Origin of the sequence: Streptomyces sp. NPDC003720 (assembly GCF_042875075.1) — a bacterium.
In the GTDB taxonomy this organism is placed as follows: domain Bacteria; phylum Actinomycetota; class Actinomycetes; order Streptomycetales; family Streptomycetaceae; genus Streptomyces.
Window position 1 is genome coordinate 92,658 of sequence record NZ_JBIANZ010000010.1, and the last position, 13,016, is coordinate 105,673.

The 13,016-nt window shown below is 73.6% G+C and carries 13 protein-coding genes; 6 read left to right on the plus strand and 7 right to left on the minus strand.

Annotated elements, in window-relative coordinates; translation table 11 throughout:
• The first annotated feature begins 3 nt into the window (after positions 1-3).
• Positions 4-1,086 (plus strand): Zn-dependent alcohol dehydrogenase, encoded by a 1,083-nt coding sequence (locus ACFYU0_RS26660; RefSeq protein WP_389304636.1) that lies wholly within the window; start codon positions 4-6, stop codon positions 1,084-1,086.
• Positions 1,087-1,186: 100 nt separating this feature from the next.
• Here ACFYU0_RS26660 and ACFYU0_RS26665 read toward each other — a convergent pair whose 3' ends face one another.
• The 3 genes from ACFYU0_RS26665 to ACFYU0_RS26675 all read right to left on the minus strand — a co-directional run bounded on the left by ACFYU0_RS26665 (position 1,187) and on the right by ACFYU0_RS26675 (position 3,688).
• On the minus strand, positions 1,187-2,122 hold the full coding sequence (locus tag ACFYU0_RS26665; RefSeq protein WP_351671098.1) for a DMT family transporter: 936 nt from the start codon (positions 2,120-2,122) through the stop codon (positions 1,187-1,189).
• 159 nt (positions 2,123-2,281) lie between these two features.
• The gene (locus ACFYU0_RS26670; protein ID WP_351671100.1) at positions 2,282-2,992 is read right to left on the minus strand and encodes a winged helix-turn-helix domain-containing protein; all 711 of its coding nucleotides are present in this window, start codon (positions 2,990-2,992) and stop codon (positions 2,282-2,284) included.
• A 54-nt stretch (positions 2,993-3,046) separates the two neighbouring features.
• Entirely contained in the window at positions 3,047-3,688 is a 642-nt protein-coding gene (locus ACFYU0_RS26675; RefSeq protein WP_389304637.1) for a TetR/AcrR family transcriptional regulator, read from the minus strand.
• A 91-nt stretch (positions 3,689-3,779) separates the two neighbouring features.
• On the opposite strand from ACFYU0_RS26675, the gene ACFYU0_RS26680 reads away from it, so the two are divergent.
• From ACFYU0_RS26680 to ACFYU0_RS26690, 3 genes are all read left to right on the plus strand, one after another.
• Positions 3,780-4,931: an acyl-CoA dehydrogenase family protein gene (locus tag ACFYU0_RS26680; protein WP_389304815.1), complete on the plus strand. Its 1,152-nt coding sequence runs from the start codon at positions 3,780-3,782 to the stop codon at positions 4,929-4,931.
• Between the two features lie 84 nt (positions 4,932-5,015).
• Entirely contained in the window at positions 5,016-5,303 is a 288-nt protein-coding gene (locus tag ACFYU0_RS26685) for a YiaA/YiaB family inner membrane protein (protein WP_351671104.1), read from the plus strand.
• A gap of 120 nt (positions 5,304-5,423) precedes the next feature.
• On the plus strand, positions 5,424-6,068 hold the full coding sequence (locus tag ACFYU0_RS26690) for a TetR/AcrR family transcriptional regulator (protein ID WP_351671106.1): 645 nt from the start codon (positions 5,424-5,426) through the stop codon (positions 6,066-6,068).
• A gap of 24 nt (positions 6,069-6,092) precedes the next feature.
• On the opposite strand, the gene ACFYU0_RS26695 is transcribed toward ACFYU0_RS26690, so the two are convergent.
• Positions 6,093-6,554, minus strand: a complete 462-nt coding sequence (locus tag ACFYU0_RS26695; protein ID WP_351671108.1) for a MaoC family dehydratase — start codon at positions 6,552-6,554, stop codon at positions 6,093-6,095.
• 104 nt (positions 6,555-6,658) lie between these two features.
• Between ACFYU0_RS26695 and soxR the strand changes: the two genes are divergently transcribed.
• Positions 6,659-7,117 (plus strand): redox-sensitive transcriptional activator SoxR, encoded by a 459-nt coding sequence (gene soxR, locus ACFYU0_RS26700; protein WP_351671110.1) that lies wholly within the window; start codon positions 6,659-6,661, stop codon positions 7,115-7,117.
• Between the two features lie 53 nt (positions 7,118-7,170).
• Here soxR and ACFYU0_RS26705 read toward each other — a convergent pair whose 3' ends face one another.
• Positions 7,171-7,899: a 3-keto-5-aminohexanoate cleavage protein gene (locus ACFYU0_RS26705; RefSeq protein ID WP_351671112.1), complete on the minus strand. Its 729-nt coding sequence runs from the start codon at positions 7,897-7,899 to the stop codon at positions 7,171-7,173.
• A 113-nt stretch (positions 7,900-8,012) separates the two neighbouring features.
• A complete protein-coding gene (locus ACFYU0_RS26710; protein WP_351671114.1) occupies positions 8,013-8,615 on the minus strand; it encodes a hypothetical protein in 603 nt (200 codons plus the stop codon).
• 255 nt (positions 8,616-8,870) lie between these two features.
• On the opposite strand from ACFYU0_RS26710, the gene ACFYU0_RS26715 reads away from it, so the two are divergent.
• The gene (locus ACFYU0_RS26715; RefSeq protein ID WP_389304640.1) at positions 8,871-11,660 is read left to right on the plus strand and encodes a penicillin acylase family protein; all 2,790 of its coding nucleotides are present in this window, start codon (positions 8,871-8,873) and stop codon (positions 11,658-11,660) included.
• 49 nt (positions 11,661-11,709) lie between these two features.
• Here ACFYU0_RS26715 and ACFYU0_RS26720 read toward each other — a convergent pair whose 3' ends face one another.
• Positions 11,710-13,005 (minus strand): serine-threonine protein kinase, encoded by a 1,296-nt coding sequence (locus tag ACFYU0_RS26720; protein ID WP_389304642.1) that lies wholly within the window; start codon positions 13,003-13,005, stop codon positions 11,710-11,712.
• Positions 13,006-13,016 lie beyond the last annotated feature (11 nt).

The window sequence follows — 13,016 nt, forward strand, 5'->3', positions numbered from 1 at the left end:
GCCATGGCCGTACGAGCCGCCGTCCTGCCCGCCATCGGCGCACCCCTGGAGATCACCAGCATCGAACTGCCCGACCCGGGCCCGGGGCAGGTCCGCGTCCGCCTCGCCGCCGCGGGCGTCTGCCACTCCGACCTGTCCCTGTCCAACGGGACCATGCGGGTGCCGGTCCCGGCGGTCCTCGGCCACGAGGGCGCCGGCACCGTGGTGTCCGTGGGGGAGGGCGTCACCCATGTCGCGCCGGGCGACCCCGTCGTCCTCAACTGGGCGCCGGCCTGCGGCGCCTGTCACGCCTGCGCGCTCGGCGAGGTCTGGCTGTGCGCCAACGCCCTGTCCGGCGCGGCGGGCGTGCACGCCCGCACGAGCGACGGCACCGAACTCCACCCCGGCCTGAACGTCGCCGCGTTCGCCGAGGAGACGGTGGTCGCCGCGTCCTGCGTGCTGCCGCTGCCCGACGGCGTCCCGCTCACCGACGCCGCCCTGCTGGGCTGCGCCGTCCTCACCGGCTACGGCGCCGTCCACCACTCGGCACGGGTCCGCGACGGCGAGACGGTGGCGGTGTTCGGCGCCGGCGGCGTCGGTCTCGCCACGCTCCAGGCGGCCCGTATCGCGGGCGCCTCCCGGATCATCGCCGTGGACGTCTCGCCGGAGAAGGAGGAACTGGCCCGCGCGGCCGGCGCCACCGACTACGTCCTCGCCTCCGACGCCACCGCGCGCGAGATCCGCGCCCTCACCGGCAAGCAGGGCGTCGACGTCGCCGTGGAGTGCGTGGGCCGCGCGGTCAGCATCCGCGCCGCCTGGGACTCCACCCGCCGCGGCGGCCGGACGACCGTCGTCGGCATCGGCGGCAAGGACCAGGAGGTCACCTTCAACGCCCTGGAGATCTTCCACTGGGGCCGCACCCTGTCCGGCTGCGTCTACGGCAACACCGACCCGGCCCGCGACGTGCCCGTCCTCGCCGAGCACGTACGGGAGGGCCGGCTCGACCTCTCGGTGCTGGTCACCGAGCGGATCGCCCTGGAGGGCATCCCGGCGGCGTTCGAGAACATGCTCGCGGGCAAGGGCGGCCGCGCGCTGGTGGTGTTCTAGGCCAGGCTGGCACTCCCCCGGCCTTCGGCCGGGGGAGTGCCCGAGCACGCACCACGACGCGACGTCGCGGACACGACCCGGCGGCCGGCGCCCGCCCGGTTCAGCGCACCTTCTCGGGTCGCGGCTCCCCGGCCGCGACCCGGCGCGAGCGTCCGGCCGACCTGGACCGCGACACCGCGACACCTGCCAGGCACAGCACCCCGCCCACCAGGGTCAGCGCCCCCGGCACCTCGCCGAGCACCAGCCACGACATCAGCACGACCAGCGCCGGCACGGCGTACGTGGTCGCGCCCATCCGGCTGGCGGTGGTGCGGGCGAGGGCGTAGGCCCAGGTCGTGAAGGCCAGCGCGGTCGGGAAGACGCCCAGGTAGACCATGTCCAGGGTCGCCGACACGGGCGCGTGGGCCGCCTCGCTCACGAGCTGTCCGGCGAACGGCAGGCACACCACCGCGCCGACGAGACATCCGAACGTCGTCACCTGCAGGGCGCTCGCCTGCCCGAGGGCGGGCTTCTGCGACACGACCCCGGCGGCGTACGCCATCGCCGCCAGCAGACACGCCACCACCCCGAGCAGCGAGGCCCCGCCGCCCCCGGACGACATCGAAAGGCCCACGGTCACGGCGCCGGCGAAGGACACCGCCATCCCCGCCAGCAGCCTCGGCGGCATGGGGTCGCCCAGCAGCCGGGACCCGAGCAGGGCGATCAGCAGCGGGCCGACGTTCACGACGAGGGCGGCGGTGCCGGCGTCCACCCGCTGCTCGCCCCAGTTGAGGGCGACCATGTAGAACCCGAACCAGAGCACCCCGGAGAGGGCTATGCCGCGCCAGGCCGCCCTCGGTGGCAGCCCCTCCCGTCGTACGACGCACAGGACGCCCAGCGTGAGCGCTCCGGCCAGCAGCCGCCCGAGCGCCAGCGCACCCGGCGAGTAGGCGTCGCCGGCACTGCGGATCGCCACGAAGGCGGAGGCCCAGAGCACGACGGTGAACACGGCGGCCGCGGCGGGCAGCAGGGGGTGACGCGGGGCGTTGCTCATCATGCTCCTGAGGCTAGGCGGGACGGCGTGAGGCCGGCTGGCGGAAAAGCGACGGCGCCCTGCGGCCGGGGGCGCCGGGGAGGATCCGAGGGATGCGTGGAACGGCGCTGCCGGCCGGAGCGGGCCCGCACCGGGCCACCGGCACGCCCCGCACCCCCGTTCTCAGCACAGCGCCTCCCGCTCGATGCCCAGCAGTTCGTACAGCGCCCGCGCCCCCGACGGAGTCACCCGCACCGCCCGCTCGGACCCGATCCGCTCGCACCAGCCCGCCTCCAGCGCGTGGCGGCACAGCGCGGCGCCCGCCGTGCCCGCGAGATGGGGCCGCCGCTCGGTCCAGTCCAGGCACGCCCGGGCCAGCGGGCGCCGGGCCGACCGGTCGAGGGCGATGCCCGCCGTGCCGTACCACCGCAGTCCCGCGTCCGTCAGCGCGAACCCGGTGTCCTGGCGCAGCAGCCCCCGCTCGGTGAGCGCGTCCGTGACCGCGATGCCCAGCCGTCCGGCGAGGTGGTCGTAGCAGGTGCGGCCCCGGGCCATCGCCGAGCCCGCGCTCGACGCCCGCAGGGTGCGCGGGCGTGCGGCGTCGTCGGGCGCCACCTGGACGGCCAGGTCCTCCAGGAGCTGGGCCACCCGCGCGTCGGCCAGCCGCACGTACCGGTGCCGGCCCTGCCGCTCCTCGGCCAGCAACCCGCCGGCGACCAGCTTGCCCAGGTGCTCGCTGAGCGTGGACGGGGCCACCCCGGCGTGCCGGGCCAGTTCCCCGGCGGTCCAGGCGCGTCCGTCCAGCAGCGCCAGCAGACAGGCGGCCCGCGTCTCGTCGGCGACGAGCGAGGCGAGCGCGGCGAGTCCGGCGGCCCGGACGTCCTTGGCGGTCATGCACCCAGCATGCGGCACCGACGCTTCGGCGCGGACCGAAGTGTCCGGGCGCCCTCACACGCTCTGCCGGGCCGCCTCGTACTGCTGCGCCAGCCCGTCCAGCAGCGCGGTCAGCCCGGTCTCGAAGGCCCGCTCGTCGATCTTCTCCTGCTGCTCGGCGAGCAGGTGGGCCTGCCCGAGGTGCGGGTAGTCGGACGGGTCGTAGGCGCTCGCGTCGTCCACGAAGCCGCCCGCGAAGGAGCCGAGCGCGGAGCCCATGATGAAGTACCGCATCAGCGCGCCGATCGAGGTGGCCTGGGCCGGCGGCCAGCCCGCGTCGACCATCGCGCCGTACACGGCGTCGGCCAGCCGGAGCGCGGCGGGGCGGCGGCCGGGCCCGCGGGCGAGCACCGGGACGATGTTGGGGTGGTCGCGCAGCGCCGTCCGGTAGGAGACGGCCCAGTCGTGCAGCGCGGTCCGCCAGTCCCGGCCGTCCTCGAACATCGACAGGTCGACCTGCCCGCTCACCGAGTCCGCGACCGCCTCCAGGATCTCGTCCTTGGTGCGGAAGTGGTTGTAGAGCGAGGGCCCGCTCACGCCCAGTTCGGCGGCGAGCCGCCGGGTGGAGACGGCCGCCAGGCCCTCCGCGTCCACGAGTTCCCGGGCCGTCTCGACGATCCGGTCGGTGCTGAGGAGGGGCTTGCGCGGTCGGGCCATGGCGCACATAGTAGGGCTGCGAGTGGAAACTAGCAGTGCTAATTTAAATGTACGTCTTTCAAGATCCGTATCCGTGTGGGGTGATCGCGTGGTGAACCTGGAGCTGAGCGAGGAGCAGGCCGCCGTACGGCAGCTCGCCCGGGACTTCGTGGAGCGCGAGATCGCCCCGCACGTGGTCGCCTGGGACCGGGCCGAGGAGGTCGACCGGGCCATCGTGAAGAAGCTCGGCGAGGTCGGCTTTTTGGGGCTCACCGTCGACGAGGAGTACGGCGGCTCCGGTGGCGACCACCTCGCGTACTGCCTGGTCACGGAGGAGCTGGGGCGCGGCGACTCCTCGGTGCGCGGGATCGTGTCGGTGTCCCTCGGGCTGGTGGCCAAGTCGATCGCCGCCTGGGGGAGCGAGGAGCAGAAGCGGCGCTGGCTGCCGGGGCTGACCGCCGGCGAGTACGTCGGCTGCTTCGGCCTCACCGAGCCCGGCACCGGCTCCGACGCGGGCAGCCTCTCCACCCGGGCGGTGCGCGACGGCGACGACTTCGTCCTGAGCGGCACCAAGATGTTCATCACCAACGGCACCTGGGCCGACGTCGTGCTCCTGTTCGCCCGGTCCACCGACGCCCCGGGGCACAAGGGCGTCTCCGCCTTCCTGGTGCCGACGGACACCCCCGGCCTGACCCGCCGCACCATCCACGGCAAGCTCGGCCTGCGCGGCCAGGCCACCGCCGAGCTGGTCCTGGACGACGTGCGGGTGCCGGCCTCGGCGCTGGTCGGCGAGGAGGGCAAGGGCTTCTCCGTCGCCATGTCCGCGCTGGCCAAGGGGCGGATGTCGGTCGCCGCCGGATGCGTCGGCATAGCCCAGGCCGCGCTGGACGCGGCCGTGCGCTACGCCGGTGAGCGCGAGCAGTTCGGCAAGCCCATCGCCCGGCACCAGCTCGTGCAGGAGCTGATCAGCGACATCGCCGTGGACGTGGACGCCGCCCGGCTGCTCACCTGGCGGGTCGCCGACCTGATCGACCGCGGCCGGCCGTTCGCCGTCGAGTCCTCCAAGGCCAAGCTGTTCGCGTCCGAGGCGGCCGTCCGCGCCGCCAACAACGCCCTGCAGGTCTTCGGCGGCTACGGCTACATCGACGAGTACCCGGCCGGCAAACTGCTGCGCGACGCCCGCGTGATGACCCTCTACGAGGGCACCAGCCAGATCCAGAAGCTGCTCATCGGGCGGGAGCTCACCGGGGTCTCCGCCTTCTGAGCCGTTCGCCCCGGCCGGCCTGAGTAGCCGTTCTGAGTATTCCGGCGGATGTGGCGGGAGCCGCCTCCGCCGATGCTCGTGTCCATGAGCGAAACACCGGTCAAGCAGCAGAACACGGCCGCCTTCTACGGTCAGGCCGTCGCCTCCTTCGCGGTCGCCATGGCGGCCACCGCCATCGGCATCCTCCGGCTGGACGCCGACGCCTGGGTGCGTTCCTTCCTGGCCATCGCCGTCCTCTACCTGGTCACCTCGGCCTTCACCCTCGCCAAGGTGATCCGGGACCGGCAGGAGGCCGGGCAGATCGTCAGCCGCGTCGACCAGGCCCGGCTGGAGAAGCTGCTCGCCGAGCACGACCCCTTCGAGAAGCTCTGAGCGGTCCCGGGCGGCCCCGAGCGATCCCGTGTCCGCCACCTCGCTGAGCGGCTGCTCTAAGCGAGCGCTCACCTTCGGCGGTATGGTGGTGCTCCTGTCACCGAGAGGGGCGAACGAGCGATGAGTACGGCGGAGGAGACGGCCGGCGGCGAGGTCGAGCCGTGGGAACAGGTCACCCCTGACGCGGCGCGGCGGCTGCTGGTCGCCGCCGTGGAGGCCTTCGCCGAGCGCGGCTACCACGCGACGACGACCCGCGACATCGCGGGCCGCGCCGGTATGAGCCCGGCCGCGCTCTACATCCACTACAAGACCAAGGAAGAGCTGCTCCACCGCATCAGCAGGATCGGCCACGACAAGGCCCTGGACATCCTGCGCACGGCGGCCGGCCGCGAGGGCACCGCCACCGAGCGGCTCGCCGACGCGGTCAGCTCCTTCGTCCGCTGGCACGCCGGTCGGCGGACCACCGCGCGGGTCGTGCAGTACGAACTCGACGCGCTCGGCCCCGCGGCCCGCGCCGAGATCGTCGCGCTGCGCCGCCAGGTCGACGCCGAGGTGCGCGGCATCATCGACGACGGGATCGCCGCGGGCGAGTTCCGGGTGCCGGACGTGCAGGGCACCACGCTCGCGGTGCTGTCGCTGTGCATCGACGTGGCCCGCTGGTTCAACGTGGACGGGCCCCGCACGCCCGAGGAGGTCGGCGCGCTCTACGCCGACCTCGTGCTGCGCATGGTGGGCGCCGAACCGGACGCGCCGGCTCAGAGGTAGTACCTCCGAACCGGACGCCCCGGCTCAGAGGTAGTACCGGGACACCGACTCCGCGACGCACACGGGCTTCTGCCCGCCCTCGCGCTCCACGGTGAAGGCGAGGGTCACCTGGATGCCGTCCTTGACGTCCTCGACGCCGGTGATGACCGCGGTGGCGCGCAGCCGGGAGCCGACCGGGACGGGGGAGGGGAAGCGGACCTTGTTCGTCCCGTAGTTGACGCCCATCCGCACGCCCTCGACCCGGAGCAGCTGCGGGCCGAAGAGCGGCAGCAGGGAGAGGGTGAGGTAGCCGTGCGCGATGGTCGTCCCGAACGGCCCAGCGGCGGCCTTCTCCGGGTCCACGTGGATCCACTGGTGGTCCCCGGTCGCCTCCGCGAACAGGTCGATCCGCTTCTGGTCGACCTCCAGCCAGTCCGTGTGGCCGAGCTGCTCGCCCACGGCGGCCTTCAGTTCGTCGGGGGAGGTGAAGGTCCTCGGTTCTGCCATGTTCCCGGCCTCTCGCTCGTATTCCTAAGCAACTGCTTAGCATGGTCGGGTGTGGGGGCGATGTCAACGGATGCGGGGCCGGTCGGGTCGGTAGGGTCTGCGGAGTGCCCCAGATCCCCGAGAAGGTCCACGAGCTGACCGTCGGCCAGTTGGCCGCGCGCAGCGGCGCCGCCGTCTCCGCCCTGCACTTCTACGAGTCCAAGGGTCTGATCGCCAGTCGTCGCACCGCCGGCAACCAGCGCCGCTACACCCGCGACACCCTGCGCCGGGTCGCCTTCGTCCGCGCGGCCCAGCGGGTCGGCATCCCGCTGGCCACGATCCGCGAGGCCCTGGCCCGGCTCCCCGAGGAGCGGACCCCGACCCGTGAGGACTGGGCCCGCCTCTCGCAGGCGTGGCGGTCCGAACTCGACGAGCGCATCCGCCAGTTGAACCGGCTCAGGGACCACCTCACCGACTGCATCGGCTGCGGCTGCCTGTCGTTGGAGAACTGCGTCCTGTCCAACCCGGACGACATCTCCGGCAGCCGTCTGACGGGCTCCCGCCTGCTGCCGGAACGGCCGTAGCGGCCGGCCGGGGGCGACACGGCCGCGCGTCCGCCGCGAACCGCCGCCCGGCGTCAGGGCGAGCGCGGGGGCGACTCGTGCTGGACCAGTCCCTCCGCCACCAACTGGGCGTTGGAGGTCGCGCGTTGCCCGTCCGGGAGGAACAGCGTGTCCTCCAGGCCGATCCGGGTGGCGAGGCCCAGCCGCCCGGCCAGCCGCAGCACCGGCCAGGCCCCGCCCTCCTCGCCGTGCAGCAGCACCGGGCGGCCGTGCGCGGCGCCCAGGCGCGCGAGCAGGGCGCGCGCGGTCGCCTCCGCGGTCGCCGGGCAGGGGTCCGTCACCTCCGCGAGCACCCGCAGCACCCTCGGGCCGAGCGGCGAGTCCGCGAACCGGGCGGCGGCGTCCGTGCCGGACCAGATGCCCGCCTCGACGCCGACGCCCATGGCGAGCAACCGCGCGGCGACGTCCTCGGCGCCCGGCTCGTGCCAGTTGACCGAGGCGAAGTCGGGCAGCACCGACCAGGCCCGCACACGGTCGAGCCGCGCGGCCGGGTCGGGCTCGGCCCACGCTCCGGTGGTCACCCCGACCGGCACCGGCACCCGCGCCCGTATCGCCTCGAGCACCGGCGCGAGCACCCGGGCGGACAGACTGTCGTGCCCGCACGGCGTCCTCGGGTGGACGTGGACCTCCGTGGCGCCGGCCGCGACGGCCTCGGCGGCGGACCGCGCCAACTCCTCGGGGGACGACGGCACCCAGGCGCCGTCGGCGGCCGACCGGCGTCCGTTGAGACATACCTGCACCATGCCCCGATGGTGCCAGGGGCCACTGACAGGCGGCCGCGGCCGGGTACATCGGGGGTGCGGCATTCCCCGGCACACCCCCGGTGCGTTCCCCCTCGGCCGGGCCGGCCCGCGGATCAGGCCGACATCAGCAGGCGTTCGCTTCTGGAGTACGCCAGCGCCTGCGGGGTGAGCACGGGCCGGGGCACCAGGATGCCGCAGTCCGCGCAGACCGGTCCGGACGACGGCTCGTGGTCGAGGCCGTACCTCCACACCAGCCGCTCCCCGTCGCACACCGGGCAGCACGCGCCCGGTTCGCGGTTCAGCGCGGTGATGAGCCGGCGCAGCACCTCCGCCAGCGGCTCGTCGGGATGGACCCGGGGGTCGTCGCACCAGGCGACGCCGAACCCGCCCCAGGTCAGCCGGTGCCAGTCGTCCACCGTCCCCGGCCGGCGCAGCCCGTCGTGCTTCTCCTTCTTGCGGCGCTCGGCGAACTCGGCCTCGTAGCCCAGCCAGACCGCCCGCGCCTCCTCCAGCTCCTCCAGCGCGGCCACGAGCCGCACCGGGTCGGGGGACCGGTCCTCCGGACCGAAACCGGCCCGGGAGCACAGATGGTCCCAGGTCGCCCGGTGCCCATAAGGGGCGAACCGCTCCAGGCACTTGCGCAGCGAGTAACGCCGCAGCGCCAGATCACACCGCGGATCTCGTACCTGTCTCGCCAGACTTCGGAATCCGGCCATCGCCATGCACCTCCGTCACATCTGCGTCCGCTCTTGCGTCACTTCTCCGTCGTCGTACGGGTTCCTCGCGACCTCGCCGAATAGACGTGTCGACACGCGATCCGGCTCCATCCGTTTTCCGATGCCCTCCCATAAGGCGCCCCGGGTTGACCGCCGGGCGCCCTTCCGGTGACCCCGAAAGTTGACGCATGTTCATCTTTAATCTCGGGGATACCGGCGGTAACGTCCGGCCCACCCCCGTCGGGAGGAGCTGCCATGCCACGGCGCGCCCCACGCAACGTGCTGCTCGACAAACTGAGAACTCCCCGCAGGCTCACCGGGTTCCTGAAGACGGCGTCGATATGCGTTCTCGTCGCCGGACTTCTCTCCCCGCTCACCCACGCCACCGCCGCCCAAGCCGCCGTGACCTCGGACGACTACTGCGGCGGCCAGTGCTCGGACATCCTGCCGCCCGGCGAGAACGGCAACGCCACCCTCGCCCAGATCCTGCTCAACCAGGCCTTCGGCACCCAGCCCGCACACGCCGAGGACCAGCTCGGCCCCTACGCCGGCCTCGCGACCGGATACCGGGGACTCACCGACGCGAAGATCAACACCTTCTTCAACGACGCGTCCTTCGGCGTCCCTTCCGACCAGGTCGCCTCCACCGAGAAACCGGCCGGCCGCGGCGACGTGACCATCGTCCGCGACAAGAAGACGGGTGTGCCGCACATCACAGGCACCACCCGCTACGGCACCGAGTTCGGCGCGGGCTACGCGGCCGCCGAGGACCGGCTGTGGCTGATGGACGTCTTCCGGCACGTGGGCCGCGGGCAGCTCACCGGATTCGCGGGCGGCGCGGCCGCCAACCAGGGCCTGGAGCAGCAGTTCTACCGCGACGCGCCGTACACCGAGGCCGATCTGCAGGCGCAGATCGACAACGCCGTCGCGCACAACGGCGCCCGCGGCCAGCAGGCCCTCGCCGACGCGAGCGCCTACCTCGCCGGCATCAACTCCTACATCGACGCCTCGGACAGCGGCCGTTACTTCCCCGGCGAGTACGTCCTGACCGGCCACAAGGACTCCATCACCAACGCCGGCACCATAGACCACTTCAAGATCACCGACCTGGTGGCGCTGGCCTCCGTCGTCGGCTCGCTGTTCGGCTCGGGCGGGGGCGGCGAGGTGAACAACGCCCTCTCCCTGATCGCCGCCCAGTCCAAGTACGGCGTGGCCGAAGGCACCAGGGTCTGGGAGTCGTTCCGGATGCGCAACGACGCCGAGGCGGCCCTCACCGTCCACGACGGCACGAGGTTCCCGTACGCGGGCCGGCCCGCCGACCCCAAGGGCACGGCGCTGCCCGACGCCGGCTCGGTGACCGCGGAGCCCCTCGTCCACGACCGCACCGGCAGCGCGGCCACCGCGAGCGCGAAGAGCGTCTCCGGCGCGGCGGCGAAGGCCTCCCTGAGCTCCGCCCGCCGCGGCATGTCCAACGCCCTCGTGGTCAGCGGCAAGTACACCGCCGGCGGCCGTCCCATCGCCGTCTTCGGGCCGCAGACCGGCTACTTCGCACCCCAGCTGCTCCTGCTGCAGGAGATCCAGGGGCCCGGCATCAGCGCCCGCGGCGCCTCCTTCGCGGGCCTGAGCATGTACGTCGAACTCGGCCGCGGCCAGGACTACTCCTGGAGCGCGACCACCTCCGGCCAGGACATCATCGACACCTACGCCGTCGAGCTGTGCCAGGACGACCACCACTACCTCTACCACGGCACCTGCACGGCCATGGAGCAGGTCGAGCGGAAGAACGCCTGGAAGCCCACCGTGGCCGACGGCACCGCCGCGGGCTCGTACACGATGCGGGTGTGGCGCACGAAGTACGGACCGGTGCAGTACCGCGCGACCGTCGGCGGCAGGAAGGTCGCCTACACCACCCTGCGCTCCTCCTACCTGCACGAGGCCGACTCCATCATCGGCTTCCAGATGCTCAACGACCCCGGCTACGTCAAGGGCCCGAAGGACTTCCAGAGCGCGGCCCAGCACATCAACTACACCTTCAACTGGTTCTACGCCGACTCGCAGCACACCGCGTACTACAACAGCGGCGACAACCCGGTCCGGGCGAGCGGCGTCGACGCGGAGTTCCCGGTGCTGGCCGAACCGGCCTACGAGTGGCGGAACTGGGACCCGGCCGGCAACACGGCCGACTACACCCCGGCCTCCGCCCACCCGAACTCGGCCGACCAGGACTACTACATCTCCTGGAACAACAAGCAGGCCGCCGACTACACGACCGCGTCCTGGGGCGACGGCTCCGTGCACCGCGGCGACCTGCTCGACGACCGGGTGGCGAAACTCGTCGCGGCCGGCGGGGTGACCCGCACCGCGCTCGTGCAGGCCATGGCGGACGCGGCCCTTGCCGACCTGCGGGCCGAGGACGTGCTGCCCAGGCTGCTGAAGGTGATCGGATCGTCGCCGGTGACCGACCCCACGGCCGCCGCGGCGGTGAGCAGGCTCCAGGCGTGGGTGACCGCGGGCGCGAAGCGCACCGAGACCTCGGCCGGCTCCAAGAAGTACGCCGACGCGGACGCCATCCGGATCCTGGACGCCTGGTGGCCGCTGCTGGTGAAGGCCGAGTTCGAACCCGGCCTGGGCACCGACCTGTACAGCGCGTTCACCGGCAACCTGCCCGTGGACGAGGCCCCGTCGGCCGGCCACGGCCCGACCGGATCCCACGCCGGCAGCTCCTTCCAGTACGGCTGGTGGAGCTATGTCGACAAGGACATCCGGGCGGTGCTCGGTGAGCCCGTGCGGGACGGCCTGGCGCAGAAGTACTGCGGCGGCGGCGCCCTGGGCGCCTGCCGGGACGTCCTGATCGGCACCCTGAAGGAGGCCGCAGGAAAGACCGCCGCCCAGGTCTACCCCGGCGACGACCAGTGCTCGGCGGGCGACCAGTGGTGCGCCGACTCCATCGCGCAGCGGCCCCTGGGCGGCGTCAAGCACGGGAGGATCAGCTGGCAGAACCGGCCGACCTTCCAGCAGGTCGTGGAGTACACCTCGCACCGGTGACGCCCCGGCGGTGACCTCACCGCGGTGACGTCCCGGCGACGGCGGCGGGTCAGGCGATACGGCCCGCCGCCAGCACCACCCGCGCCAGCTCCGGGTGCAGGATGTCGCTGTGCGCCCCGCTCGGCGCGCCCCCGCGCCGCACCACCGCCGCCGCGTCGACGTTCACGCAGCCCGCCCCGGGCAGCGGTCCGCGCAGGGCGGCGGCGAGGTCCAGGGCGCCGGTCCCCGGCACCCCCTGCACCCCGTCGTGGCCCATGGCCCCCCACCGGTCGCCCAGCATCCGGCCGAGCGCGAGGCCGCCGACCGAGCGGTCGTCGTCCGCGCAGCGCGACGCCAGCGGGTAGAACGTGGCGAGCGCCGAGTCGAAGCGCGAGTAGCAGCACACCAGCGGGCCGTCGATCCGCTTCTGCCGGCCTTCGAGCGCCCCCGCGCGGCCCGGGTCGTGCGGCAGCCGGGCGGCGAACGCGTAGTGCGAGAAGGCGCCCTGGAGCAGGGTCACGGACTTCACCGCGCGCACCCCGGCGGGCAGTCCGCGCAGCGCGAACGACACCAGCCGCCCGCCGAAGCTGTGCCCGACCAGATGCACCCGCACGCCCGGCGCCGCGGCCGCCAGCCGCCCGACGACCGGACCCAGCCCGCGCTCGCCGACCGTCCCGGCCCGCCGCTTCATGGTGTAGTACGCGGCCTGGCGCAGGAGTTCCTTGGCGCCGTCCCAGGGGTTCGGCAGCGTGAGCCCCTCCGGCGCGCCGAGCCCCGCCGACGCGTCGGCCAGTTCCGCGCAGGCGGCCACCGGATCGCAGCGGAACAGGGCCGGATCGTCCTCCTCCGGGACGTCCGCCGCCGAGTGCCCGCCGGGTCCCGGCTCGACGAGCAGCCGCACCAGCCGCCCGAACTCCGCGAGCCCCTCGTCCCCGGCCGGCCGCTCGTCCAGCAGCCGGGCCAGCCGGTCGAGCACGGCGGCCCGGTCCGGGAAGGCGCCCAGCAGGGCGCGCCGGGTGTCCTTGTCCAGCGCCGGGCCCGGTGCCGCCTGCGCCTCGACGGCGGCGACCGACCGGGGCAGGTCCGGGATCGGCTCGTCGCTGAACCGCATCGACGGCCAGACGACGCCGACGTACCCGATCCGGGCCCTCGGGGCGAGGCCCGGGAACGGGGCGAAGAACGCGCGGTACAGCGCCGTGGCGCCCGAACGGTCGTTGTTCCAGCCGTGCGCGAAGACGATCAGGTCACGGACGCCGCCGCCCCCGAGCCCCGCCCGCAGCCGGTCCCGTTCGGCGCCGTCCACGTCGCCGTCCGCGTCGAAGGTCAGCTCCCAGTAGGGAGTCACGCTCATCCCAGGATCCGCCATGACAGGCTCCC